Here is a 26,405-nt window from a genome sequence, read left to right on the forward strand (position 1 = left end):
CGGCGGCGTTTTTTTTTTTTTCTTCCCTTTCTTCATTTTTCTGCCCGCCGGGGGGGGGCGCCCCCGCCCCCCCCTCGACCAGATCGAGATCTGCCTCCTGCGCGACGCGTAGTGCATCTTCAACACGCACGATCCCAACCTGCTCGCCGCCGGGTCCGATGAGCCGAACTTCGGGCACGCGGATGCGATCGTTGATGCGGGTCTCAGTGCTGATGGGGCCTCCTAGGTCAAGCGGTGTCGTCCAACGACCGCGCGCTATAACTGCAACCCCATATCCAACACGAAAGCCCCGGTGCGGTATTTCACCGCCACGGGGCCCGATGTCGACCGGCCGCCGACGCGAGACATCTCGCATCGACCCCACGCTGGGGAAACCCCGCGCGAGGAACCCATCGGCAACGATGGGCGACCGGACCGTCGTGCCTGGCGTGTCGCCGGCCGGCGGTGGGAGTCGGGCTCCACTTATGGCCCCGAACCTGTTGCAATAACACGACCGGGGCGGTCGTCGGCTGCCAGCTTAACATCCGGTGACCCGCAACTCCCAATCGGCCGCCCCCGCGACCAGGCACGTCGGTCTCGGATGCGATGCTACCGGGCATGAGTGAGGCGTCGTCGAACGAGCCCGTGCGGGAGCTGGCGGATATCCCCGCGGTCGAGGTGATCAGTCGCGCGGCCGTGATGCTGATGAGTTCGGCCGCCGAGAAGCTCGGCCTGGCCGACGACGACCCGGACACCAGCGCGCGCCTCGACCTGGACGAGGCCCGTCGCGTCATCACCGCCCTCGCCGGTCTGGTCAGCGCGTCGGTGGAGTATCTCGGCCCGCACGCCGGGCCGATCCGCGACGGACTCCAGTCGCTGCAGCGCGCGTTCCGCGAGGCCTCGGCGCACCCCGACGAGCCGGGCAAGGGGCCGGGCGAGAAGTACACCGGCCCGGTGTACTGAGCGAGTGGTTCTGCCCGCCGCGGCGCCGGGGAGCGCGATCGAGATGATCTCCGTGCCGAGCGGGCGGGTGAGACTGTCGGATCGGCGCACGCAAAGCACGTGGTCCGTCGACGTGGCCGGGTTCACGCTGGCAGCGTTCCCGATCACGCAGTCGCGATTCGCCGAAGTGACCGGACGCCGGCCGAGCGCGGTCCACGGCGACGAGCTTCCGGTGGAGAGCGTGTCGTGGTGGGACGCGATCGAGTTCTGCAATGCGCTGTCGCGACAGTCCGGTGCCGGGCCCGCCTATCGGGTGGACGGCGAGACCGTCGAATGGGATCGCACCGCCGACGGCTACCGGTTGCCGACCGAGGCCGAATGGGAGTACGCGTGCCGCGCCGGAACCACGGGCCCGCGCTACGGCCCGCTCGACGACATCGCTTGGTACCGCGGCAATTCCGACGGCCGGATGCACGAGGTCGGCGGCAAGCGCCCCAACGCCTGGGGCCTCTACGACATGCTCGGCAATGTGTGGAACTGGTGCTGAGACGCCTACGACCCGCAGGTCTACGGGGAGTACCGGGTGCTGCGCGGTGGCGGATGGTTCGACGAGCACTGGAGCTGCCGGGCCGGGGTCCGCCGCCGCAGCCACCCCGCCGCCCGGATCGACGACATCGGATTCCGGGTCGCGCGCTCGCCGGTCTGATCCCGCCCGGACGCGAACGGCACACTGGTTCAAGTCAATACAAAATCTCCCGTTTCACACACACGACCGGGGACCGCCCATATGATTCGACGGATGTCCGCCAGAAACGACCTCGAGCGAGAATTGCGTGGCCCGACGGCGGCTTTGGATCTCCTCTCCGACGGGGAGATCGCCGATCTGCTCACGCTGTTCCGTTCTGCCCGGCAGCAGGAACGCACCGCGCTCGCGGAATCCATCGACGGCATGGTCGGCGCACTGCCGAAGCCGCTGCGCGGGGTGACGAAACGGATCATGTTCGGAGACGCCGTCGACTGATGAGTGAACTGGTCACCCGCGCCCAGATCATCCTGCTGGCGCGCACTCTGCACGTGTCGCCGCACCGGCTGGCGCATCTCGAGCGGCTGGGCGCGGACCATCTGCACGAACTGCAGCAGCGGATGGCGGCGGTCATCTTCGACGAACACGCCGAAACCTTCCGCCGCATCAGCAAGTTGGTCCCGTTCATTCCGCTGACGATCTCGATGCCGCTGGTGCAGCGGATCGTGCCGCCGACGATGACCGGCCGCGCGGCGGGGGCGGTCGGTGTCGACCATCCGAAGAAGGCCGTCGAGACGATGTCGCTGCTGGGTACGGAATATGCGACCGACTGCACGCCGTATCTGGATCCCGCTACCGTCGGCCTGCTGGCTTCCGACGCGCCGCCCGGACCGGTCGTCGCCGTCGTCAACGAGATGTTGCGCCGCCGCGACTACGTCACGGCCGGGCCGTTTCTGGGTTATGCCACGCCGTCGTTGATCCGGGCGGTCGAGCAGGGCGTGCCCGACGACGAGGGACTGATCTTCTCCGCGGCGTTCGCCTACTCCTCGGCGAGCGTCAGTGCCGTCGTGCGGCAGTTGCTGGACGGGCCGGCGCAGCGCATTCCGCGCATGGTGCGCACCGTGCTGACCGGGTCGCCGGATCTGCAGTCGGCGGCGCTGTCGGTGTTCGCCCGGTGCGATCCCGATGTGATCGCCGCGGTCGGCGACATCCTGTTCGGGATCGGGTCGCCGGAGTCGCTCGGCGCGCTCCTCACCAATGCCCGGCGCACGGGTGTCACGGCCGAGTTCCTGGCGTTCACCGCCTCGCTGAGTTCGGCGGCACTGGGCCGGCTGGTGACGAATCCGGCGCTGGCCGAGCGGGATACGCTGTCGGGCCTGGTCGCCGCGTTGGACGGGCCGGTCGGGCCGCGCAGCTGGCGGGGACTGTTCGAATTGACCGCGCACGGCGATATCGACCTGCGCCGCGACGTCGCCCGGCTCCTGGCCGAGGTGTCGGCGGCCATGGTGGCGCAGTTGCCGTCGCGGGCCACCGAGGCGGGGGTGTGGACGGCGCTGCTGGACATGGTCGCCGATTCCGACGCCGACGTCCAAGCCCACATCGGCGGGGTGTGGGCCGCCCTGCCGGACGAACGCCGCGTCGGCCTGCAACGTCACCTGGACGAACGCACCGCCGATCCCCGCCTGGCCGTGCTCCGCGCCGCCATGCCTTCGGTCTCGGTGGAAGAGGTGTTCTTCCGCCGCCGCCAGCTACGCCGCCACGGCTCCGGCGGCCCCGAATTCGGCGCCGCCGCAGGCGGTTTCGGCGGCTGACGCGCCCCGCACCCCCGCAACGGCACGTACCCGTGCGGGCTTGCCCGCTCAGGGCGTGGAGTCGAGGCTGATTCGAATCAGTTTGGTGCGTTCGGAGGCCGCCACGATATCGCCAGGTACGGGTGCGCCGTGGGTATCGCGACGAACACCGTAATACTTCGAGTCGGCCGGCATCACATGCAGGAACTCCGACAGGCTTTCGGCCACGAGTCCCGGCTCCTCGACCGCGGTGGCAACCCCGTGCACGGTTCGCCCGCCGATCAGCACGTCGACGGGCGCTCCGCCACGCAGGTTGATCCACCACTTGCTGTCGGTGTAGCAGAGGACCGAATCGTGTTGGCGGACGTAGCGAACGACGGCGACGTACCGGTTCCCGCTCTTGCGGCCGGTGAAGTTCAACAGCATCGTGTTCTTGCTCATTACCGAGTGCAGTGGTGAGCGCAGTAGTCGTTTGACGGTCCAGTTCACATAGCTGGGAACGGTGGGAGGAGCGACAGGTGAGGTGGTCATGCCCGAACCTTCGTTATTTCACGTGTGTACAACAACTGCGAGACTACGGCTTGTTGTACATGTGTCAAGTACGGTACGGGGATGGCAGGACGGCGATTGAACCCACAGCAGCGGCGGGACCAACTGCTCGACATCGGGGCCGCGCTGTTCGCCGAAAAGCCATACGAGGATGTGCTGATGGAAGACATCGCCGATCGTGCAGGCGTCACGCGCGGGCTGATGTATCACTACTTCCCGAACAAGCGCGACTTCTATGCCGCGATCTTCCAGCGCGCCAGCGATCGCATGCTGGCAAGCACCGCACTCGACGATGAGCGGTCGCTCGCTGAGCAGTTGCAGGCCGGGCTCGACGCGCACATCCAGTACTTCATCGACAACCCCCGCGACGCAATAACGGTCAATCGTGGTGTGCTGGCCGGAGATCCAGTAATTCAAGCGATCATCGCCGAAGAACTCAGCACGGTCGGCAAGCGCCTACTGGATAAACTCGAGTTCGAAGGGCACGCCCGGGCGGTGGCTGCTGTTGCCGTACACGGCTGGCTGGTTTTCGTACGCACGGTGTGCGTCGAATGGGTTCAATCGCAAGCAATCTCGCGTACCGAACTGACCCAGATCTGCCTCAATGCTCTCACCGGAGCGATTGAACCCGCACTCGCCGTGCACCCCTCCTCGGAGCGGAACGTCCGGTAATCAGCGTAAGACGTTCTGTATCGCCCTCGTCCACGCTGACTTCAGCGAGGGCTAGTGAGCGATAATGCAGCTTATACGACGGGTGAGTCCTTTCGCTCTTGTTGGGCGTCGAGTTGGACGAGCTTATACAACGCGCTGTGGTGCCCGGTCAGCGCAGGGCGGCGGCTTTGCGGCGGGCGGCGGCGGCGCGTTTGGGGTCGGCGTCGGCTGGTTTGCGGGGGGCGGATTTCTTGGCGGGGGTCTTCTTGGTGGTCTTGGTGGGGGCGGGCTCGTCGGGGGTGGTGGAGAGGACGGTGCGGAGGAACTGGCCGGTGTAGCTTTCCGGCACGGCCGCAATGTCTTCCGGGGTGCCCTGGGCGATGACGGTGCCGCCGCCGGAGCCGCCCTCGGGGCCCATGTCGATCACCCAGTCGGAGGTCTTGACGACATCGAGGTTGTGCTCGATGACGATGACCGTGTTGCCTTTGTCGACCAGGCCGTTGATGACGCCCAGCAGTTTGCGGATGTCCTCGAAGTGCAGGCCGGTGGTCGGCTCGTCGAGGATGTAGACGGTGCGGCCGGTGGAACGCTTCTGCAACTCGGCGGACAGCTTCACGCGCTGCGCCTCACCGCCGGACAGCGTCGGCGCGCTCTGCCCCAGCCGGACGTACCCGAGACCGACATCGACCAGGGTCTTGAGGTAGCGGTGAATCGAGGTGACCGGCTCGAAGAACTCGGCCGCCTCCTCGATGGGCATGTCCAGCACCTCGGCGATGGTCTTGCCCTTGTAGTGCACCTCCAGCGTCTCCCGGTTGTAGCGGGCGCCGTGGCACACCTCGCACGGGACGTAGACGTCGGGCAGGAAGTTCATCTCGATCTTCAGCGTGCCGTCGCCCGAACACGCCTCGCAGCGGCCGCCTTTGACGTTGAACGAGAACCGGCCCGGCTGATAGCCGCGCACCTTCGCCTCGGTGGTCGCCGCGAACAGGGTGCGGATCTTGTCGAACACGCCGGTGTAGGTGGCCGGGTTCGAGCGCGGCGTGCGGCCGATCGGCGACTGGTCCACCTGGACCAGCTTGTCCAGATGATCCAGGCCGTTGATCCGGGTGTGGCGGCCGGGGACCTGCCGGGCGCCGTTGAGCTTGTTCGCCAGCACCGTCGCCAGGATGTCGTTCACCAGCGTGGATTTGCCGGAACCCGACACGCCCGTGACGGCCGTCAGCACGCCCAGCGGGAAATCCACATCGATGCCGCGCAGATTGTGTTCGTTGGCGCCGACGACGGTGAGCTGCTTCTTCTTGTTCACCGGCCGCCGCACCATCGGCACCTCGATGCGCTCGCGCCCCGCGAGATACGCGCCCGTCAGCGAGTTGCGGTCGGTGAGCAGGCCCGGGTACGGGCCGCTGTACACCACCTGCCCGCCGTGCTCGCCGGCCATCGGGCCGATGTCGACCACCCAGTCGGAGGCGTGGATGGTGTCCTCGTCGTGTTCGACCACGATCAGCGTGTTGCCGAGATCGCGTAGCCGCGAAAGGGTTTCGATGAGCCGCCGGTTGTCGCGCTGGTGCAGCCCGATCGACGGTTCGTCCAGCACGTACAGCACGCCCACCAGGCCCGAGCCGATCTGGGTGGCCAGCCGGATGCGCTGCGCCTCGCCGCCGGACAGCGTGGCCGCCGCCCGCGAGAGCGTCAGGTACTCCAGGCCGACATCGAGCAGGAAGCCCAGCCGCGCCTGGATCTCCTTGAGCACCTGTCCGGCGATGGCCGCCTCCCGCTCCCCCAGTTCCAGCGAGTTCAGGAACTTGGAGCAGTCGCGGATCGAGAAGTCACACACCTCGGCGATGGAACGACGGCCCTCGCCGGAGTTGAGCGTGACCGCGAGGATCTCCGGGCGCAGCCGCGCACCCCGGCACACGGGGCACGGGATGTCGCGCATGTAGCCCTCGTAGTGCTCCTTCATCTGCTCGGACTCGGTGTTGTCCATGCGCCGCTGCAGGAACGGCATCACGCCCTCGAAATCGGCGTAGTAGGAGCGCTTGCGGCCGTAGCGGTTGGTGTAGGACACGTGCACCTGGTCGGTGCTGCCCTCCAGCACCGCCTTGCGGGCCTTGGCGGGCAAGCGATTCCAGGGCGTGTCCATGGAGAAGCCGATGGACTCGGCCAGGCCCGACAGCAGCCGGGTGAAGTATTCGGCCGTCTGCCCGCGCGACCACGGGGCGATGGCGCCCGCGGCGAGACTCAGGTCGGGATCCGGCACCACCAGGTCCGGGTCGACCTCCTTGCGGATGCCCAGGCCGGTGCAGTCGGGGCAGGCGCCGTAGGGCGAGTTGAACGAGAACGAGCGCGGCTCGAGATCCTCGATGTCGAGCGGATGGCCGTTGGGGCAGGCCAGTTTCTCGGAGAAGCGGCGCTCGCGGTCGTGGGCGTGCTCGTCGCGGTCGACGAAATCGAGCACCACGATGCCGTCGGCCAGGCGCAGCGCGGTCTCGATGGAATCGGTGAGGCGCTGTTTGGCGCTGGGCTTGGCGGTGAGGCGGTCGATGACCACCTCGATGTCGTGCTTCTCCTGCTTCTTCAGCTTCGGCGGTTCGGTCAGCGGATGCACCACGCCGTCCACTCGCACGCGCGAATAGCCCTGTGTCTTCAATTGATCGAACAGGTCGACGAATTCGCCCTTGCGGGTGCGGACCACCGGCGCGAGCACCTGGAACCGGGTGCCCTCCGGCATCTCCAGCACCTGGTCGACGATCTGCTGGGGCGTCTGCTTGGCGATCAGCTCACCGCAGACCGGGCAGTGCGGGGTGCCGGCGCGCGCGTACAGCAGGCGCAGGTAGTCGTAGACCTCGGTGATGGTGCCCACCGTGGATCGCGGGTTGCGGTTGGTGGACTTCTGGTCGATAGAGACCGCCGGCGAGAGGCCCTCGATGAAGTCGACATCGGGCTTGTCCATCTGGCCGAGGAACTGCCGCGCGTAGGCCGACAGCGACTCCACGTAGCGGCGCTGACCCTCGGCGAAGATGGTGTCGAAGGCGAGGCTCGACTTGCCGGACCCGGACAGTCCGGTGAACACGATGAGACTGTCGCGGGGCAGGTCCAGGTCCACTCCCTTGAGGTTGTGCTCCCGCGCTCCGCGCACCGTCAGGCGATCCGCCACAGGCCGTCCCTTCTCCATCGTGTTTCGGCGTCCAGAAGTACCCCCGCCGTCATGCTAGGCACACCCACCGACAAGTTCGCTCGCCGAGCGGGCATCGCGGCGCCGACCAGGGATTTCGACGGTCACCGACGGGAGCGACGGGGCCGCGGCGACGCTCGGCGTCGGCTCGCGAGGCCCCCTGGCACCCTGCCGGGCACCGCACCCGTCCAGAGTACGTGCCCCCTGCCCGGCGGCCCGTGCGAGACGCCGGACATCATCCGGGCGACGCCGCGTCGATCAGACCGGTCCGAGCACGAGGACCGAATTGTGGCCGCCCATGCCGAGCGCGGTCTTCACGGTGAGCCCGCCCTCGAACGGCGTCGGGCCGTCGAGCAGCCGCGGGTGCGGCGCGGCGACGATGGGCGGCGCCGGGACGATGCCGCGCTCGTAGCCCAGGGCCGCGGCGGCCAGCTCCACCCCGGCCGAGGCGCCCATGCAGTGCCCGGTCAACGGTTTGATCGAATACACCTGCGGGACATCGTCGAACACCTCGCGCAGCAGCGTCGTCTCGGCGACGTCACACTGGCGGGTGCCTGGCCCGTGGGCGTTGTAATATGCCACGTCGGCGGGGTCGACGCCCGCGAAATCCAAAGCGCGGCGGGTACATTCGAAGATCTGGCTCAGGCTCGGCTCGACCGACACGACGTGGTACGCGTCGTTGGTCATGGCGCCGCCCAGCACGGTCGCGTACGGCCGCTGCGCCGACCGCGTCAGCACGAACGCCACCGACGCCTCGCCGAAGCTGAAACCCCGGCTGCCCTCCTGGAACGGGCGGCACGCGTCCAGCGGGTCGGCGTCGGCCACCGCAGCGCCCATCCGCACGAAGTGTTCGACCATGTCGGGGCTGCCCGACAGATCGGTGGTCACGCAGACCACGTCGTCCGCGAAACCCTGGTCCAGCCACAGCTTCGCGGTGATCAGCGCGACGTTGGCCGAACTGCACGCCGCCGACACGTTCATCGACGGACCGTGGAAGCCGTACTCCTGCATCAGTACCGAGATCGGGGTCGAGGGTAATAATCGCAGGTAATCGCGGGACCGTCGGTGGCCGTCGTCGACGAGGTAGAAATCGTGCCAGTCGTAGACGTCGCCGAGCACGATCGCGTGCAGCAAACCCACGGTGCGCCCTCGGCGCCATCCCCGCTCCGTCGCGTCGGCGATCGCCTCGCGCGCCGACTCGTGCATGGCCCGCGCGTAGCGGCTGGGGCTGACGGCGGGGTCGCCGCCGTCGGGTAGTAGGGCAACCCACGCGCGCTCATCGCGGTCGGGGCCGTACCCTGGATGCAGCCGGGCCGCGGGTTTTCCACTCAACAGACCCTGCCAGAGTGTCTCGCGCCCCCAGCCGTAACCACTGACGACTCCGATACCGGCGATCGTCATATGATCTTGATGTTGTGCCGCGGGCCGCGGAGTGGTGGTGCTCGACATCGCATCGCTCCTTCACCGGTCGCGGACCTGATAGCGAATAATCCGCCATCACTGAGCAAACCGGTAGCTGTAATGATCGCCAATCAGCACCCGACGAAGTGCCCGGACAGTGACAGATCCAATACCGTCTCTGCTGTGATCTGATATACGCCGGACAACAGAATGATCCCGTGTGCCATTGACGCAAGTCTTCGATGATCAGGGGGTACGTGTGGTTGAGGTGGGTGGCGACCGGGACGACCCGGTCGATGCCGAACAGCTTGCCCAGCGGTACCGCACCCTGGTCGAGCACAGCCCGGACGGGGTGGTGGTCCACGAGCGCGGCATCATCGTATTTGCCAATCCAGCAATAGTGCGGCTACTTGAAGCCGAGGATACCGATCAGGTTGTCGGACAGCCGGTCACACGCTTCGTCGACCCTCGATCGATCCCCGGAATGCTCGAGCGTATCGGCCGCCTCGAGGCCACCGGAGATGCCTCCGAGCCTGCGGAGATGACCCTGATCCGCTGCGACGGGCGACCGGTCGATGTGGAGACCGTGTCGGTGCTGACGGCGTGGCACGACCATCTCGCGTATCAGGTCGTCATCCACGATCTGACCGCGCAGCGACGCGCCGAGGCGGCCCAGCGGCGCGCCGAACAACACTTCACCACCGTCGTCTCCCAGCTGGAGGAGGGCGTCGTGGTGATCGATCGCGACGGGCGCATCGAATCGATCAATCCCGCCGCCAAACGGATCTTCGGCCACGACGGCGACGATCTGGTGGGCACCCGGATCGACGCGCTCCCGCTGGCCCTGCTGGACGCCAACGCCCAGCCGCTGCCCCCGATCCGGCATCCGGTCGCGCGCACGCTCGCCACCGGCGAGACCATCACCCGCTACGTGTTCGGCGTGGATCGCCCGGACGGGCAGCGGCGCTGGCTGTCGGGTTCGAGCCGGCTGCTCAATCCCGCCGACCCGGATTCGCCCGCAGTGTCGTCGTTCAACGATGTCACCGAATTCCGGGCCAGCCGAAGGCAATTGGAGTATCAGGCGACGCACGATCCGCTCACCGGGCTGGCCAACCGGTCGCTGGTGCTGTCACGGCTGGCGGCGGCGCTGGGCACCAGCGAGGACCTGCCGGTGGCCACCGTGCTGTTCATCGATCTCGACGGTTTCAAGAACATCAACGACACGCTCGGGCACGCCATCGGCGACACGGTCTTACAGATCGTGGCGCAGCGCCTGCAGCGCAGCCTGCGCCACGACGACGTGGTCGGACGGCTGGGCGGCGACGAGTTCCTGGTGCTGCTGTCCGGCCACACCCTGCCCGACGATCTGGACGCGCTGGTGGCGCGGCTGCGCCAGAGCATGGCCGAGCCGATCATCGCGCGCGGGCACCGCATCCACGTCGACGCGTCCATCGGCGTGGCGCCGCTGCACCCCGGCGACACCCGCACCCCGGAAGCCGTTCTCCACGACGCGGATGTGGCGATGTACCGCGCGAAGCCGGCCACCGGCCGCGAGAACAACACGATCGGGCGGCGCCCGAACAACACGCACGCCTCCTGAGACACCGGCCCGGACCGGGCGCGTGCCGAACACCTCACCTGCGATTACGGCGCGCTCGCCGAACCCGAACTAAACTCGACAACTCTGTTTTCCTTTGCGCGGCCACACCCGGCCGACCGTGGTGACAAGGAGTTGACGTCTTGCCCGACCGCCTCACCGAGGATCGCCCGGCAACCGACCGCGCAGCCGAACTCGACCGCGAACAGCACCATCTCGCCCTGCTGTACCAGCGCCTGGACGCGATGCGCGAATACGCTCAGCGCCGCCTGAAAACGGTACTGCTGGAATCCGGCGGCACCCCGCAGGCCCGCAGCGAACGCGAATCGTTCACCCAGCTCTACAGCGAGGACCTGGCGAAGTACGACGCCGCCGAGCACGGCCTGTGTTTCGGCCGGATCGACCTGGCGGACGCCGAGGGTGGCGCCGAACAGCGCTACATCGGCCGCCTCGGCATCCTCGACGAGGACGACGACTACGCCACGCTGCTGCTGGATTGGCGCGCACCCCTGGCCCGCCCGTTCTATCTGGCGACCACCGCACAGCCGGACGGCGTGACGCGCCGCCGCCACATCCGCTCGCGCAACCGCGAGGTCACCGCGATCACCGACGAGTACCTGGACCTGGAGACCGCGCGGCAGGCCGGGGCGGTCGAGTCCGACGAGACCGGCGTCGGCAGCGAGAGCGCGCTGCTGGCCGCTCTCAACGCCGCCCGCACCGGGCATATGAGCGACATCGTCGAGACCATCCAGAGCGAGCAGGACGCCATCATCCGCTCCGAGCACAAGAGCGTGCTGGTGGTCCAGGGCGGGCCGGGGACCGGCAAGACGGCCGTCGCACTGCACCGCGCGGCCTACCTGCTCTACACCTATCGCCAGCAGCTGGACAAGGCCGGTGTGCTGATCATCGGCCCGAACACCACCTTCCTCGACTACATCGGCCAGGTGCTGCCGTCGCTGGGCGAGACCGGGGTGCTGCTGTCCACGATCGGCGACCTGTACCCGGGAGTGCGCGCGGCACTGGATGATTCGCTGCGCGCCGGGGAGTTGAAGGGCTCGCTGGAGATGCTCGAGGTGCTCAAGAAGGGCGTCCGGGACTGGCAGCAGGTCCCGCGGGAACCGATCCGGCTGAGCTTCGACGGCTACGACCTCACCCTGGACCGCAAGATCGTCACCAAGGCCCGCGGCCGCGCCCGTTCCTCGCGGCGCCCGCACAACCTGGCCCGCCCCATCTTCGCGGCGTCGGTGGTGGACGCGCTCACCGATCAGCTGGCCCAGGTGCTCGGCCAGGACCTGACCGGCGGCCGGAACCTGTTGAGCCAGGCCGATTTGACCGAGATCCGCGACGAGATGCGCGCCGACGCCGACATCCAGCGCGAGATCGCCAGGCTATGGCCCATCCTCTCGCCACAGGAGGTGCTGGCCGGACTGTGGGCCGACCCGGACCGGCTGGCCCGCGCCGCCGCGGATCTGTCGCCGGAGGACCGCAAGGAGCTGTACCGGCCCGACGACGGCCGTTTCAGCGCCGCCGACGCCCCGCTGCTGGACGAACTGGCCGAACTGCTGGGCGTCGACGACGCCGAGGAACGGGAGCGCGCTCGTCGACGCTGGCGGGCCCAGCTCGCCGAGGCCCAGGACGCCCTCGACATCCTGACCGGTTCGGCGCCACAGGATCTCGAAGACGAGATGGATCCGGAGATCCTGATGGCCTACGACCTCATCGACGCGAGCCAGCTGGCCGAGCGCCAGAATGTCGGCACCCGGCAGACCACGGCCGAACGCGCGGCGGGCGACCGCACCTGGACCTACGGGCACGTGATCGTCGACGAGGCGCAGGAGTTGTCGGAGATGGCGTGGCGGATGGTGATGCGGCGCATCCCGAATCGCTGGGTCACCGTCGTCGGCGATGTCGCGCAGACCGGCGATCCGGCGGGCGCCTCGTCGTGGCAGCGGATGCTGGAGCCGTATGTGGCCAAGCGGTGGAAGCTGACCGAGCTGACCGTCAACTACCGCACCCCCGCCGAGATCATGGCGGTCGCCGCCGACGTGCTGGCCGCGATCGATCCCGATGCCGCGGCGCCTCGGTCGGTGCGCGAAACCGGTTACGCGCCACACGCTTTCCGGGTGGACGCGGACGACGCGGTGGGCCGGGTCGCCGAACTGGTCGCCACGGAGGCCGAACGACCCGGCATCACCGCGGTGCTCACCCCGCACGATCGCCTGGCCGACTACGCCCACCTGACCGGCGACTCGGTGCGCGTGCTGACCGTGTCGGAGGCGAAGGGCCTGGAGTTCGACGCGGTGATCCTGGTCGAGCCGCAGTCCGTGCTGGACGAGTCGCCGCGCGGGCTCAACGACCTCTACGTCGCGCTCACCCGCGCCACCCAGCGCCTGTCGGTTGTCCACACCGCGGACCTTCCGGACGTGCTGAGCCGCCTCGAAAGGGCCTGAAAACGCCTGTGCCGCCCCCCCGGACGGGCGGGGCGGCACACGCGGGTTACTACGCTCAGCGCACGGTGTGCACGATGAGCACGTCGGTGCGGGACTTGCGGGCGACGTCCGAGGGCACCGAGCCGAGCAGGCGCCCGGTCAGGGTGTTGAGGCCGCGGTTACCCACCACCAGCAGGCCGGCCTCCACCTCCTTCACCAGCGTCAGCAGGCCCTCGACGGGCTCGCCGACGATGGCCTTCTCGACGATGTTGGCGGCACCGGCCGCTGTGGCCCGGTCCCGCGCGACGCGCAGGATCTCGTTGGTGGGCGCGGAGCCGCGCACCTGGTAGGCCTCGTCCTTGAGCACGTCGGCCGCGGCGGCGACGTCGCGGTCATCGGTCGGGTAGTACGCGCAGGCGACGTACAGGGTGGCACCCGCGTCGCCGGCCAGCGCGGCGGCCTTCTCGACGGCGACATACGACGAGTCCGAGCCATCGGTACCGACGACAATGGACCGGTAGGCGGTCATCTCTCCTCCAAACGTGCAACGGGTCGGATGCCGGCGCGTTTCGCCCGGGAGTGCGGGCGCCGCGCGGCAACTGCGCTAGACAATAACCGGTGTCAGGCCGGGATTATCCGAAATCGCAACACATCACACTCGCGCGCCGAGTAACCCGCGGCACACATTCGCCGGGCGGCCGCGGGAAAAGGCCCGCACTACCAGCGTCGATTCCGGGATCGGTTACGAATCGGCATGATCCTCGACACGGACCGAACGGTCTTGTGCCCCTGGGATTTTCGTCACAACCACATATTCTCCGTCCCGGCTCCGGCCCCGCCGTTCCCGACCCGGCGCAGGTCGGGAACGGTTGGTGAGGTTTCACAATTGCGCGGCGACGGCCCGCGCTGGTAGTTCGCCCGGAAATCCGACTATTGCCACGAATAGCGGTACGGCGGTCAGCCGAGATGGAAAAGCGGGCCGGTGATGGTCAATCCGAGATCCGATACGTGCGCGAAGAAGGCGAACAACATCAACGCCGCACCGGCGAGCGCCAGATCCTTGTTGAATTGGATCATCTCGGTCTGCTTGGCCTGGGGATCGGTTTCCTTCCAGAACGGATGCATCAGCACCGCGGTCGGCACCAGGAAGACCAACAGCAGCAGCGCGCCCAGGTCGGCCCAGATGCCGAGCAGGATACTCAGCCCGCCGATCAACTGCACGACGCCCGAGCCGAGCACCGCGAGTTTGGCCGCCGGGACACCCTTGCTCTGGGCGTACCCGGCCATCCCCTCGGCCTGGGTGAGATGCCCGGCCGCGGACGCCAGGAACAACACGACGAAGAGAATCCGTCCGATCAGTATCAGAACGCTCATTGCCAACTCCTCCGGTCGTCGGCAGGGCGGCCATGCCGCACGGCAGGTCCCTGCCGAGCTGGTAATACAGCATTCAACTACTTCGCTCGCCGGGTATTCCCGGCCCCGGCTGCGACACCAACGAGGTGCGGGCGTATTCCAGCGGCGCCATCCCGACCTCCTTGGCGAATTCGCGGCAGAAGTGCGGCTGGTCGAAGTAGCCCAGATCCAGCGCGAGCGACGCCAGATCCGCGGTGCGGCCCTCGGCCAGCAGTTGCGCGCCGTCCTGCAGACGGTAGCGGCGCAATACCCATTTCGGGCCCGCGCCCACATACCGGCGGAACAGTCGCTGCAGGGTACGGATCGGTACGTCGAAACGCTCGGTCACCTGCTCGACCCGGGTCAGGTCGCGGTCGGACTCCATCTCGGCGACGATGCGCAGCACCATGCGGTAGGCCGCGTCGTCCCCGGCGTGGCGCACAGCGCCGGCGAAGAAATCCTCGACCAGGTCGCGGCGTTGCTCGTCGGTCGGCGCGGACAGGACGCGCTCGGTGAGACCGGCGGCCGCGGGCAGCACCTCGGTGAGTTCCACCGCGGTGTCACGCAGCGCGCCGACGTCGACACCGGTGCAGGCGCCGAAGCCACCGACGCGGAACTTCAGCGCGAACGTCTCCCCCACGTCGGCGAGTTCGCGGGTGAACTTGGTGGTGCAGACGCCGTTGACCCAGCCACCGGACCGGCTGTGGCTGCGCTCGAAGGTGACGTTGACGCACGGATAGGGCAGCACCTCGGCCATATACGGCGCGCGGCCGCGCAGATCCCACCGCACCGACCAATACCACTCGGCGAACGTGGCCGTCCGCGGCCCGGCCGGCAACCGCACCAGGCTGCGGTGCCGCTCCTGCTCGCGCGGGTGCAGGATGCCCTTGGTGACCTCCGGCGGCGGCACCGGAACAGCTTCCGGCACAAGCGATTCCGAGCGATCTACCGTTCCCGTCACGACCGCGCTCCGGGCTGTCGCGTTCTTACAAGATCCGCGCGGCCCGACCGGCGAAAGTAGTGGTCATGACGAACACCGTGCATCCCGTTCCCGAGGGCTACCACTCCATCACCTGCTTCCTGGCCGTCCCGGACGGCAACAAGGCCCTCGACTTCTACTCCGCTGTCTTCGGCGCCGAGGTGCTCAGCCGCAACGACCTGCCCGACGGGCAGCCCGCGCACGCCGAGTTGAAGATCGGCGACTCGACGATCCAGGTCGGCATGCCGGTGCCGGAACACGGCCTGCGGCCCCCGAACGGCGAGTGGGTGCACACCAGCATCGTGCACTACTGCGACGACGTGGACCTGGTGGCGAAGCGGGCCCGCGAGCACGGCGCCCGCAGCGTCGACGACCCGCAGACCTTCGTCACCGGCGACCGCTACGGCGCCGTCATCGACCCGTTCGGACATCGCTGGGTGTGCATGACCCGCGTCGAGGACGTCCCGCGCGAGGAGGCCGAGCGCCGCGTCAACGAGTGGATGGCGACCCAGAACTGAACTCATTTCAGCCCGGCGGCGTCCATGCCCCGTAGCTCCTTCTTCAGGTCGGCGATCTCGTCGCGGAGCCGGCCGGCCAGTTCGAACTGCAGCTCGCGGGCCGCGTTCATCATCTGCGCGGTCATCTCCTTGACCAGGTCGGCGAGTTCGGCGCGCGGCATGTTGGCGATATCGCGGCCCTCGTAGACGCCCGCGCTGACTGCGCGCCCAGGTTCGCCCTGGGCGCGCCGGCCGCGGCTGGCGTTGCGGCCGGACCCGCCGACCTCGACCTCTGTCTCGTCGGCCTCGCGATAGACCTGATCGAGGATGTCGGCGATCTTCTTGCGCAGTGCCGTCGGCTCTATCCCGTTCGCCTCGTTGTAGGCGACTTGTTTGGCGCGGCGGCGCTCGGTCTCGTCGATGGCCTGCCGCATGGAGTCGGTGATTTTGTCGGCGTACATGTGGACCTCGCCGGAGACGTTGCGCGCCGCGCGGCCGATGGTCTGGATGAGGCTGGTGGAGCTGCGCAGGAAGCCCTCCTTGTCGGCGTCGAGGATCGCCACCAGCGACACCTCCGGCAGGTCCAGGCCCTCGCGCAGCAGGTTGATGCCGACCAGCACGTCGTACTCGCCGAGCCGCAGCTGCCGCAGCAACTCGACGCGGCGCAGGGTGTCGATCTCGGAGTGCAGGTAGCGGACCCGGACACCGAGACCGAGCAGGTAGTCGGTCAGGTCCTCGGCCATCTTCTTGGTCAGCGTGGTGACCAGGACGCGTTCGTCGCGCTCGGTGCGCTGGCGGATCTCGCCGAGCAGGTCGTCGATCTGCCCCTTGGTGGGTTTGACCACGACCTGCGGGTCCACCAGGCCGGTCGGGCGGATGACCTGTTCGACGAACTCGCCGCCGGTCTGGCCCAGTTCGTAGGGGCCCGGCGTCGCGGACATGTAGATCGTCTGCCCGATGCGGTCGGCGAATTCCTCCCACGTCAGCGGGCGGTTGTCGACCGCCGAGGGCAGCCGGAAGCCGTACTCGACCAGATTGCGCTTGCGCGACATGTCGCCCTCGTACATGCCACCGATCTGCGGGACGGTCACGTGGGACTCGTCGATGATCAGCAGGAAATCGTCGGGGAAGTAGTCGAGCAGCGTCGCGGGGGACGAACCGGCCGGGCGGCCGTCGATGTGGCGCGAGTAGTTCTCGATACCGGAGCAGAACCCGACCTGCCGGATCATTTCCAGGTCGTACTGAGTGCGCATGCGCAGGCGCTGCGCCTCGAGCAGTTTGCCCTGCCGTTCCAGATCGGCGAGGCGCCCCTCCAACTCCGCCTCGATGTCGCGCACGGCGCGTTCCATCCGCTCCGGGCCCGCGACGTAGTGCGTGGCCGGGAAGATGCGCACCCGGTCGACGCGGCGCACGACGTCGCCGGTCAGCGGGTGCAGGTAGTAGAGGGCCTCGATCTCGTCGCCGAAGAACTCGATGCGCACGGCGAGTTCCTCGTAGGAGGGGATGATCTCGACCGTGTCGCCGCGGACCCGGAACGAGCCACGGGTGAACGCCATGTCGTTGCGGGTGTACTGGATATCCACCAGCAGCCGCAGCAGGCGGTCCCGGTCGACCTCGCCGCCGACCTCGAGCTGGACGGACCGGTCCAGATAGGACTGCGGCGTGCCCAGGCCGTAGATGCACGACACCGACGCCACGACCACGACGTCGCGCCGGGACAGCAGGTTCTGGGTGGCCGAGTGCCGCAGGCGCTCGACGTCGTCGTTGACCGAGCTGTCCTTCTCGATATAGGTGTCGGTCTGGGCGATGTACGCCTCGGGTTGGTAGTAGTCGTAGTACGAGACGAAGTACTCGACGGCGTTGTTCGGGAGCATCTCGCGCAGTTCGTTGGCCAGCTGCGCGGCCAGCGTCTTGTTCGGCGCCATGAGCAGGGTGGGGCGCTGCACGCGCTCGATCAGCCAGGCCGCGGTGGCCGACTTGCCGGTGCCGGTGGCGCCGAGCAGGACCACGTCGCGCTCCCCCGCCTCCAACCGGCGTTCCAGCTCGGCGATCGCGGCGGGCTGGTCGCCCGCCGGCTGGTAGTCGCTGACCACCTGGAACCGGCCGTCGGCCCGCTCGATCTCACCGATGGGCCGGAACTCCGAATGCGCCAGCGGTGTATTGCCCTCGGCGGGGACCTCGGTTGCGAAAGCCATGGTTACCAGACTAGGACGAGGCACCGACAACAAGCACCCGCGCGACGCCGCCGTGGCCCACGCCACCACCGACACGCCGACACGCTGCCCCGGTCGCGGAATCGGACGTGACGGAGCGCACCCCGGACCAGCCCGGCGAGCGAAGGGACGGACAATGCCGCGGGACGTCGGCCCAGCGGACCGCTACCACCCCGCAACGCACCGGCAGCCCGACGCCGCCCAACCCGCGCTACCGAGCCGGGCCGTCCCTCACGATCTCTCACACGGTGACCGCCGGGCGGCTGTCACATCGACTCAGCGCACACTGCGTGAAAGCGAGAACGTTTGTCCCGCAGACTATTACAGCGACACGGCAAGCAATTCACGCAACGGCCTCGGGATGTCGAGGGACGGCACAGGTTTCGGCAGTCGATCGGTTCGTAGTCGAAAACCACGACACCACAACACTATTCGACAAGAAGCAACCCCAGCGACCCCGGCGCACAGCGCTTCCGAAGCCCAGCAAGCACTCCCGAAAACACACCGCACCCACCCGTTTGCTGTGAGCCACGGACACCCACCCGGGCAAACTTCCACGCAGCGCCCGGACCTATCCGAGAATGTCCGAAATGTCCGGTGCCACAAGGAAGCTCATCGATGATGGCGAAAGCGTGACAGGACAATTCCGGTCTGTTCACGAGCCGCCGCGCGGGGTTGCCCGGGTGTACTCTGATCCGGTCCGACAGTCGAGAAGGGCAGTGTCATGGCCGGTTTCCTCCCCTCACGCGTCGCAATGCCCGCGAGCAACGCCGTCGCGGATCCACTCCGGGACCGGCGCTCCACCGCGCTCAACGGAGTTGCTCCCATGCAGTTCAAACGCCGCAGCATCCCCGGATCCGACTCCGACGCGACTCCCGCCCCGGCGAGACCACCGCATCGGCCGCACACCGAGTATTTCGACCTGGCAGACCTCACCAAGACCGACGCCCGCGGCTTCGTCCATTCGGTCGAGCACTACCACGCGGAGCCGTGGGGCCTGTATCTGGTGCGTGCCGCCGACACCCCGCCGGACCGCTACACCGAGACGTGGCTGCTACCGCAACTGTCGCTGCGGGTGAGCATGAACCACGTGAACGCCGCGCACGACCGCAACCCGCTCTACCACATCCATATCGGCGAGTTCTCCCGGATCGAGCCGAAGCGGTGGCGGGCGATCTACCACTATCTCGACATCGAGTCCCGCCACGGCCGGATCTGCGAACTACGCGGCGTCGACGACCTGTTCGCCGCCCACGCCGCGGGATACGTCGGTGCGGCTACCGCCCAGCACGCCTTCGAGCACGCCACCGCGGTGGTCGACGGGATCGCCTCGCACGACCACAACTTCGGGCACTGGCTGGCCTCCCGCGGCATCACGCTGACCTGGTTGTGAACCATCGGTAGCGCGGTCCTCGCGCGGCGCGAGCGATCGGACGGTAAATTCGGGCTGTGTCCCAGGCACCAGTTGTGGATCTGCACCGGCCCAAGGTGGAGTATTTCGACTTGGCCGCACTGACCAACACCGACCCGAAGGGGTTCGTGCGGCCGGTCGAACGCTTTCGCCTCGAGCCGTGGGGCCTGTACATGGCCCGGACCGCCGACCATCCGCAGTTCCACTACCTGGAGTCGTGGCTGCTGCCCCGGCTGTCGTTGCGCGCCACGGTATTCCACTACAACCCCGCGCACGGCCGCGACCAGGACTACTACCTGGACATCGGCGAGTTCGGCGAAACCGATGCGGGCACCTGGAAATCGGTCGACCACTACCTCGACATCGTGGTGCGCACGGGCCGCGACGCGGAACTGCTCGATGTCGACGAGCTACTCGCCGCACACGCCGCCGGCTACCTGGACCTGCCCGCCGCGCAGCGGGCCGTGGAGACCGCCACCGTCGCCATCGACGGGATCGCGGGTCACGGCTACGACTTCGACTGCTGGCTGCGCTCGCTGGACATCCATCTCACCTGGCAGTAGCGGTCACTCCCCCGGCCGCGCGGCGATCACCCGCGGATAGACCTCGTCGAACCAGGGCGTCTTCACGTCGAGATAGGCCTGGATCGCCGGCTCACCGGTGAGACCGGCCGCGGCCGCCACGGCCTTCTGCTTGACCGCCAGGTACTCCTCCCGCGCCGCCGCGTCCGAACGCAGCCAGTCCCGGAACGCCAAGGCCCACCGCTGGTTGGGCCAACCGTCCACCCGCAGATGCACATTCGCCGGACGCCCGGGATCGGCGTTGGCGTGCACGCGTTTGCCCCACTCGGCGGGATCGGTGCCGGGCTTGGGGTCGTCGGTCAGGTATTCGACCCACGGGAAACCCGCGCCCTCCAACGCCTCTCGCAGCCCGTCCGCCGTCGCGAGATCGGCGACGGTGATCTGGATGTCCAGCACATCCTTCGCGGGCAACCCCGGCACCGCGGTCGATCCGATGTGGTCGATGCGCCGGGCGGCGCCGCCGCACACGACCGCCAGGCGCGCGATCAGCCGCTGCGCCTGCGCATCCCACGTCGGGTCCGGCCCGACCAGCTGCACCTCGCCGCGCGGCGCCCGGGTCCTGGTGCGCAGATTGTGTTCGAACGGCACCAGCTGGTGCTCCCACAGCGCGTCCACCTGGCGCTCCAGCTCGTCGGCGCCGGCGTTGTTGTCCAGCAGCACGTCCGCCGCGGCCCGCCGCTGCTCGTCGGTGGCCTGGGTCTTGATGCGGGCCAGCGCATCCGCGCGCGCGATGCCCCGGAACTCCTCCAGCCGCCGCACCCGGGTCTCGGTCTCGGCCATCACCACGACCACCAGATTCGTCACCGCGCCCAGACCGTTCTCGACCAGCAGCGGAACATCCTGCACCACAATCGCGTCCGCGGGGGCGGCGGCCATCAGCTCGGAGGTCCGCCTGCCCACCAGCGGATGCGTGATGCCGTTGAGGGTCCGGCGGGACTCGTCGTCGGCGAAGGCCCGGGCCGCGAGCGCCGGACGGTCCAGGCTGCCGTCCGCGGCGAGAATGTCCCGGCCGAACGCCTCGACCAGCGCCGCCAGCCCCTCGGTGCCGGGCGCCACCACCTCGCGCGCGATCGCATCGCTGTCGATGAGCACGGCGCCCAGCTCGACCAGTCGCCGCGCCGCCGTCGACTTGCCCGCTCCCATGCCTCCGGTGAGACCGATACGCAACATTCGATCAGTCTCGCATCCCCGCCCGCGCCCGGCGTGCGGTGGCCCGGCAATCCGGGCGGATTACCCACGGTGGCAATAACTCCCACCTCGCCCCGGGCAATTTTCTCAATCCGTGATGGCGGTGATATCAATTCGCAACTTTTTCCATCGGTTCCGGACCTGCGGTTGGCAACTTTCCGACACGCCGGGACGAAAGTCGCGCAAAATACGCAGCCGCACACTTTTGTTCCGCTACTGTTTCGCCGCAGGCGATCCAGGCCGTACCAAAGCAAGCAAAGGAACACCATTGGGCACCAGAAACATCCAGACGGGTCGCCACCGGCTGGGCAAGGGCGGCACGATGCACTGCATCGAGATCCCGGAGGTCGCGGCCGCGCTGGCGCAGTTCCGGCGCCCGTGGCTCACCGCGCTGATCAGTCCCGCCCGCCACAGCCTGGCCGCCATCCGCAAGCGGACGGCCGACGCCGCGGCCCACTGGGTGCCCGCTACGGCCAGTTGACCTGACGCCCTAGACCATTCCACTCGGACGGCGGCGCGTGCCCGGCTCCTGCACCGGCATGCTGTTGGGCGGCACCGGATAAGGCGCGCCCTGCCCCGCCGTACCCAGCGCGATATTCGGGCCGCATTGCGCGAGCGCGGCTTCGGTCCGGGAATTCGGATCGGTGATCCGCGGCGGCGCCGCGTCGGGCGCGGAACCGAAATCGAATGCCGTCGTCATATCGCCGGTGACACCGCGGCGCCAGGCCGTCACATTGGGCACGTCCACGCCGAAACGACGCTCCAGCAAACGCAATTGCGAGGTGTGATCGAACGTCTCCGAACACACCAGGCCGCCACGCGAATACGGTGAGACGACCCAGCACGGCACCCGGTAGCCCAGGCCGATCGGACCGGCGATGCCTTTCGCGGCGGGAACCCGATTCAGATCGACGGTGAGAAATTCCCCCGGCGTGCCCGGCGGCGGTGTCGGCGGGGTGACATGGTCGAAGAAGCCGCCGTTCTCGTCGTACATGACGATCAGCGCCGTCTTCTCCCACACCGCCGGATTCGAGGTCAGGATGTCGAGCACCTGCATGATGCCGACCGCGCCGAGCGCCGGCGGCAGCGCCGGATGCTCGCAGTTGAACAGCGGCGGAATCACCCACGACACCGACGGCAGCCGGTTCGCGGCCACGTCCGCGGCGAAGTCCTGCGGGTAGACCGGGACCTTACCGCGTTGCGCCAGTTCGGAATTCGGGTCGGCGGCCTGGGTGAAGCAGCCCATCATGCCGTCCAGGATCACCGAGGAGATGGGGCCGACATCGCGGTTGTTGTAGATCTTCCAGCTCACGCCGGCCTCGGACAGGTTCTCCGGAAACGTCCGCCAGCTGTAGGCGTTCTGCGGGATGATCGGCGGCGTCTCCACCAGCGGGCCGCCCGCGTAACCGTCCGGATCGATGGTGGCCGAGACCCAGTAGAGCCGGTTCGGGTCGGTCGGACCCAATACCGAGCAGTGGTAGTGATCGCAGAGGGTGAAGGCGTCGGCCAATTCGTGATGGACGGGGATGTCCTGGCGGGTGTGGTAACCCATTGCAGCGGGCCCGTTTCCGGCCCCGACGCTCGCGATCGACATGGGCATCCAGCGGTCGTTCGCCCCGCCGTTCCACGCCTCGTGCATACCCGCCCAGCCGTGGTCCGGATCGTTGACGCATTCACCGTCGAGGCTGGGGCCGCGGGTGGTGTCGAGCCGGAACGGCAGCAGATAGCCGTCGGGAGTGGGGCCGATGCCCGGCGCGTACCCGTACTGCTGCCAGGCGGGCGAGGGATCATCGAATCCGCGCACTCCGGAGAGCGTGCCGAAATAGTGGTCGAAGGAGCGGTTCTCCTGCATCAGCAGCACGAAGTGCTCGATGTCCCCGAGCCCGCCCATTCCCGCCGGATCCGCGGCGTAGGCCCGCTCGATGATCGGATTCGCCCACCCGGCCAGCGCTCCCACCCCGCCGGCGGCCAGTGCTTTCGCCAGGAACTCCCGCCGATTGACGCCTTCGAACAGACCCATGCCGCCGACTCGACCTTTCCGCCGATTCGATAAGGACAGTTGCACCGATGTCGTGGAGCATAACGGCTCGTCGCGGACGCGCCGGTGACGCACGGGTGAACCGTACCTGACAGTCACTTGCACCGCGCCGTCGCGCGCACCTAGACTCGCGATCAATACCTGATAGTGACTATCAGGTATTGACTTCATCGGGAGGGGCCCATGACACAGTCCGCGACAACCGAGCGAGCGCACCCGCCTCGGCCCGCTCCCCCGCTGCGCCTGGCGGGGCGCTGGGGTGTGCTGATGGCCCGGCGTCGGAAAATCGTTCTGGGCGTATGGCTGCTACTCGCCGTGCTGTGCGGATCGGCCTATCCGGCCCTGCACGACAAACTGGGCGCGCCCGACTACGGCGTCCCCGGCTCGGAGTCGAGCGCCGTCGATTCCCTTGTCTCCCAGCACTTCACACAATTCGGAGTGGAACAGGATCTGCTCGTCTTCCACTCCGAGCAGTACCCGGCGGACGCACCCGAATTCCGCGCCGTGATCGACCGCGCGCTCCGCTCGGCTAGCGCCGTGGACGGTGTCACCGGAGTCGTCTCGCCGTTCGAAGGCAATGCCGCCCTGCAGATTTCCGCGGATCGCCACACCGCGCTCGGCATCGTCGGCATCGAGGGCGGCATGTCGGAGCGGGTCGCCGTCGCCACCGATGTGCAGTCCGCGGTCGCCGCCGCCTCCGACGCCGCCGTCGAGGTGACGAGCACCGGGTACGCACCCGTCGAAGCCGAGATGATGCGGACCGAGACCGCCGACATGTCGCGCGCCGAGGCCATCGGGGTGCCGGTGGCCGCGGCGTTCCTCGTCCTCGCCCTGGGCGCGGTGGTGGCGGCGACCGTCCCGATCGCGGTCACTGCCGCCGGGATCGCGGTCGCGGTCGGAGTTCTGTTCGGGCTCACCGCCTTTCTGACCTTCGATTCGCTGGTGCTCTCGGTCGCCACCATGATCGCGACCGGGACCGCGATCGACTACGCGATGTTCATCGTGAGCCGCTGCACCGAGGAACTCGCCCGGCGCGGCGTCCGGGACCGCCGCCGGCGTGCCGACATCGAGCAGTCCGTGGGCGCGGCGATGGACACCGCGGGCCGCACGGTACTCGCCTCCGGCCTCATCGTGATGATCTCGCTGTGCTCGCTCGCCGTGGTCGGGCTGCCGATGCTCGACGGGATCGCCGTCGGTGTGGTCACCGCCGTGATCGCCACTCTCACAGCGGCTTTCACGCTGCTCCCGGCGCTGCTCGCGACGCTCGGCCCGGCGGTGAACCGGGGCGGGCTGCCACTGCGGCTGCGCCCGGCACAGACCCGGACCACCGCGGCGTCGAGCGCCTGGACCCGGTGGGCGCACACGGTGATGGCACGGCCGATCCGGTTCGCGCTGGCCGGAGTGGCGCTGCTGCTCGTCGCCGCCGCCCCGCTGACCGGTATCCGCTACGGCATCGACATGGGACTCGGCGCGCTCACCGGAACGCCGACCGGGCGAGCGAACGAACTGGTGCGCGACAACTTCGGCCCCGGATTGCTGGCGCCGACCCAGGTGCTCGCCACCGGCCCCGGCGACACACCGCTGACCCCGGAGGCCCGTGCGGAGGTCACCCGATTCCTCGGCGGCCTGTCCGGTGACCCGCGGGTCGCGACGGTGCTGTCCCAGCCGACCTCCGGGCGGGTCCTCGCCTCGGTGGTCGCGAAGGATGCGTTCGATTCCACCACGGTCTCCGATCTGACCGCCGATATCCGTTCCCGCGCAACATCTCTCGAGGCCGCCGAGGTGCGCGTCGGCGGCACTTCGGCCACCTTCTCCGACGTCTCGCGGCTCATCACGGCGCGGCTGCCGTGGGTCGTCGCGCTCGTGCTCGCCGCGTCCCTGGCCTTCCTGATCGTCGCGTTCCGCAGCATCGTGCTCGCGATCAAGGCGATTCTGCTCAATCTGCTGGCGACCGGCGCGGCGCTCGGGCTCACCGTGGCGGTGTTCCAGCACGGCATCGGCGAATCGGCGCTCGGGTTCCACAGCACCGGCTTCCTCCAGGTGTACCTGCCGATGCTGGTGTTCGCGGTGCTGTTCGGGCTGTCGATGGACTACGAGGTGTTCCTCGTGCGCCGTATGAGGGAAGCGTGGGATCGCCACGGGGACAACACCGCCGCCGTCGCGGAGGGACTACAGCACACCGCCCGGCCGATCACCGCGGCCGCGGCGATCATGGTGGCGGTCTTCGCGAGCTTCGTGACCGCCGACGTGCTGGAGTTGAAGCAGATCGGTTTCGCGCTTGCGGTGGCCATCGCCATCGACGCGCTGCTCGTGCGGTTCGTGCTGGTACCGGCGTTCATGCGACTGTTCGGCCGCTGGAACTGGTGGTTACCGCTGTCGCGCGGCAAAACCCCTCGCGCTCAACCGAACAGCGACTCGATCGCGTCGACGGCCGATCCGATCTCGTCGACGTAGATGTCCTTGAGACGGCCCGCGAAACCCGCCTCCGCCCAGTGGTCCAGGGCCGCCATGCTGCCCCAGACCACGAACGCCGCGGCCATCCGCACCTTCAAGTCGTTGGGGTCGCGGCCGGATCGCTGCGCGAACAGCACCCGGAACTGGTCCTCCAGATCACGCATCTGACGCACCTGGCCGTCGCGCACCTCCGGGATCGTCCGGACGTAGTGCATGCTGCGCCGCACCCGTCGTTCGGTGTCCGCGGTCAGCAGCGCCTCGGCCATGATCGGCACCAAGGGGCGCGCGATCGCGATCAGCTCGGTGATCTCGAGGGTTTCGCCGCCGCCCGCCGTCCGCAGCACGTCGATGACCTTGGGGTCCGCTTCGTCGTAGAGGACCAGCATTTCCTTGGTGCCGAAGTACCGGTAGATCGAACTCGGCGAGACCCCGGCCGCCGCGGCCACCCGCTCCACGGTGACCTGGCGGTACCCGTGCGCATCGAACAGATCCAGCGCGACCTGCTGGATTCGGCTCATGGCCGCGAGCTTTCGGCGTTCCCACTCGGTCGCGGACGCGGAAGACGCAGTGGACTGGGACATATCAACACCGAGGATACCCGCACGTCATCGGCCCCGGA

22 protein-coding genes and 1 pseudogene are annotated in these 26,405 nt (G+C 68.3%); 12 read left to right on the forward strand and 11 right to left on the reverse strand.

Features of this window, described 5'->3' with window-relative positions; genetic code table 11:
- Positions 1-259 (reverse strand): translation initiation factor IF-3 (locus tag QH470_RS35825; RefSeq protein WP_425302841.1); only part of this gene is annotated, 259 nt, incomplete at its 3' end.
- Between the two features lie 338 nt (positions 260-597).
- On the opposite strand from QH470_RS35825, the gene QH470_RS35830 reads away from it, so the two are divergent.
- The 4 genes and pseudogenes from QH470_RS35830 (at position 598) to QH470_RS35845 (ending at position 3,255) form a co-directional block, all read left to right on the forward strand.
- Positions 598-942 carry a DUF1844 domain-containing protein gene (locus QH470_RS35830; RefSeq protein ID WP_280276836.1) on the forward strand — a complete coding sequence of 115 codons (345 nt, stop codon included), beginning with the start codon at positions 598-600 and terminating at the stop codon, positions 940-942.
- Between the two features lie 43 nt (positions 943-985).
- Positions 986-1,627: pseudogene (locus QH470_RS35835) on the forward strand (formylglycine-generating enzyme family protein).
- A 93-nt stretch (positions 1,628-1,720) separates the two neighbouring features.
- Entirely contained in the window at positions 1,721-1,942 is a 222-nt protein-coding gene (locus QH470_RS35840) for a hypothetical protein (protein WP_280276837.1), read from the forward strand.
- Positions 1,942-3,255: a hypothetical protein gene (locus tag QH470_RS35845; protein ID WP_280276838.1), complete on the forward strand. Its 1,314-nt coding sequence runs from the start codon at positions 1,942-1,944 to the stop codon at positions 3,253-3,255. Before QH470_RS35840 ends, QH470_RS35845 begins: the two co-directional genes overlap by 1 nt.
- A gap of 48 nt (positions 3,256-3,303) precedes the next feature.
- Here the strand turns inward: QH470_RS35845 and QH470_RS35850 are convergent, their stop codons facing one another.
- Complete coding sequence (locus QH470_RS35850; RefSeq protein WP_280276839.1) at positions 3,304-3,765, reverse strand: nitroreductase/quinone reductase family protein; 462 nt, start codon at positions 3,763-3,765, stop codon at positions 3,304-3,306.
- Between the two features lie 81 nt (positions 3,766-3,846).
- On the opposite strand from QH470_RS35850, the gene QH470_RS35855 reads away from it, so the two are divergent.
- Positions 3,847-4,455, forward strand: coding sequence for a TetR/AcrR family transcriptional regulator (locus QH470_RS35855; protein WP_280276840.1), 609 nt, complete (start codon positions 3,847-3,849; stop codon positions 4,453-4,455).
- A 148-nt stretch (positions 4,456-4,603) separates the two neighbouring features.
- Here QH470_RS35855 and uvrA read toward each other — a convergent pair whose 3' ends face one another.
- Together uvrA and QH470_RS35865 are read right to left on the reverse strand one after the other, a co-directional pair.
- Positions 4,604-7,588, reverse strand: coding sequence for an excinuclease ABC subunit UvrA (gene uvrA / locus QH470_RS35860; RefSeq protein ID WP_280276841.1), 2,985 nt, complete (start codon positions 7,586-7,588; stop codon positions 4,604-4,606).
- 276 nt (positions 7,589-7,864) lie between these two features.
- Positions 7,865-9,055: a beta-ketoacyl synthase N-terminal-like domain-containing protein gene (locus QH470_RS35865; RefSeq protein ID WP_280276842.1), complete on the reverse strand. Its 1,191-nt coding sequence runs from the start codon at positions 9,053-9,055 to the stop codon at positions 7,865-7,867.
- A 211-nt stretch (positions 9,056-9,266) separates the two neighbouring features.
- On the opposite strand from QH470_RS35865, the gene QH470_RS35870 reads away from it, so the two are divergent.
- The gene (locus tag QH470_RS35870) at positions 9,267-10,607 is read left to right on the forward strand and encodes a diguanylate cyclase domain-containing protein (RefSeq protein WP_342213808.1); all 1,341 of its coding nucleotides are present in this window, start codon (positions 9,267-9,269) and stop codon (positions 10,605-10,607) included.
- A 140-nt stretch (positions 10,608-10,747) separates the two neighbouring features.
- Positions 10,748-13,054 carry a HelD family protein gene (locus QH470_RS35875; RefSeq protein WP_280276843.1) on the forward strand — a complete coding sequence of 769 codons (2,307 nt, stop codon included), beginning with the start codon at positions 10,748-10,750 and terminating at the stop codon, positions 13,052-13,054.
- A gap of 55 nt (positions 13,055-13,109) precedes the next feature.
- Here the strand turns inward: QH470_RS35875 and QH470_RS35880 are convergent, their stop codons facing one another.
- From QH470_RS35880 to QH470_RS35890, 3 genes are all read right to left on the reverse strand, one after another.
- Entirely contained in the window at positions 13,110-13,562 is a 453-nt protein-coding gene (locus QH470_RS35880; RefSeq protein ID WP_280276844.1) for a universal stress protein, read from the reverse strand.
- Between the two features lie 428 nt (positions 13,563-13,990).
- Positions 13,991-14,407: a DoxX family protein gene (locus QH470_RS35885; RefSeq protein ID WP_280276845.1), complete on the reverse strand. Its 417-nt coding sequence runs from the start codon at positions 14,405-14,407 to the stop codon at positions 13,991-13,993.
- Between the two features lie 73 nt (positions 14,408-14,480).
- Complete coding sequence (locus QH470_RS35890; protein WP_280276846.1) at positions 14,481-15,353, reverse strand: AraC family transcriptional regulator; 873 nt, start codon at positions 15,351-15,353, stop codon at positions 14,481-14,483.
- Positions 15,354-15,451: 98 nt separating this feature from the next.
- Between QH470_RS35890 and QH470_RS35895 the strand changes: the two genes are divergently transcribed.
- A complete protein-coding gene (locus tag QH470_RS35895) occupies positions 15,452-15,922 on the forward strand; it encodes a VOC family protein (protein ID WP_280276847.1) in 471 nt (156 codons plus the stop codon).
- Positions 15,923-15,924: 2 nt separating this feature from the next.
- Here the strand turns inward: QH470_RS35895 and uvrB are convergent, their stop codons facing one another.
- A complete protein-coding gene (gene uvrB, locus QH470_RS35900) occupies positions 15,925-18,096 on the reverse strand; it encodes an excinuclease ABC subunit UvrB (RefSeq protein ID WP_280276848.1) in 2,172 nt (723 codons plus the stop codon).
- 844 nt (positions 18,097-18,940) lie between these two features.
- Between uvrB and QH470_RS35905 the strand changes: the two genes are divergently transcribed.
- Complete coding sequence (locus QH470_RS35905) at positions 18,941-19,507, forward strand: DUF402 domain-containing protein (protein ID WP_280276849.1); 567 nt, start codon at positions 18,941-18,943, stop codon at positions 19,505-19,507.
- 56 nt (positions 19,508-19,563) lie between these two features.
- Positions 19,564-20,088: a ribonuclease FAU-1 family protein gene (locus tag QH470_RS35910; RefSeq protein WP_280276850.1), complete on the forward strand. Its 525-nt coding sequence runs from the start codon at positions 19,564-19,566 to the stop codon at positions 20,086-20,088.
- A gap of 3 nt (positions 20,089-20,091) precedes the next feature.
- Here the strand turns inward: QH470_RS35910 and coaE are convergent, their stop codons facing one another.
- Positions 20,092-21,276 carry a dephospho-CoA kinase gene (gene coaE / locus QH470_RS35915; protein WP_280276851.1) on the reverse strand — a complete coding sequence of 395 codons (1,185 nt, stop codon included), beginning with the start codon at positions 21,274-21,276 and terminating at the stop codon, positions 20,092-20,094.
- Between the two features lie 286 nt (positions 21,277-21,562).
- Here coaE and QH470_RS35920 point away from each other — a divergent pair, with 286 nt between their 5' ends.
- The gene (locus QH470_RS35920) at positions 21,563-21,775 is read left to right on the forward strand and encodes a hypothetical protein (protein ID WP_280276870.1); all 213 of its coding nucleotides are present in this window, start codon (positions 21,563-21,565) and stop codon (positions 21,773-21,775) included.
- A 9-nt stretch (positions 21,776-21,784) separates the two neighbouring features.
- Here the strand turns inward: QH470_RS35920 and QH470_RS35925 are convergent, their stop codons facing one another.
- Positions 21,785-23,314, reverse strand: a complete 1,530-nt coding sequence (locus QH470_RS35925; protein WP_280276852.1) for a phospholipase C — start codon at positions 23,312-23,314, stop codon at positions 21,785-21,787.
- A gap of 201 nt (positions 23,315-23,515) precedes the next feature.
- Between QH470_RS35925 and QH470_RS35930 the strand changes: the two genes are divergently transcribed.
- Positions 23,516-25,786 carry an MMPL family transporter gene (locus tag QH470_RS35930; protein ID WP_280276853.1) on the forward strand — a complete coding sequence of 757 codons (2,271 nt, stop codon included), beginning with the start codon at positions 23,516-23,518 and terminating at the stop codon, positions 25,784-25,786.
- Here QH470_RS35930 and QH470_RS35935 read toward each other — a convergent pair.
- Positions 25,732-26,367 carry a TetR/AcrR family transcriptional regulator gene (locus QH470_RS35935; protein ID WP_280276854.1) on the reverse strand — a complete coding sequence of 212 codons (636 nt, stop codon included), beginning with the start codon at positions 26,365-26,367 and terminating at the stop codon, positions 25,732-25,734. The two genes, QH470_RS35930 and QH470_RS35935, sit on opposite strands and share 55 nt — an antisense overlap.
- Between the last annotated feature and the right edge of the window lie 38 nt (positions 26,368-26,405).

This window comes from Nocardia wallacei, from assembly GCF_029868745.1.
Lineage (GTDB): Bacteria > Actinomycetota > Actinomycetes > Mycobacteriales > Mycobacteriaceae > Nocardia > Nocardia wallacei_B.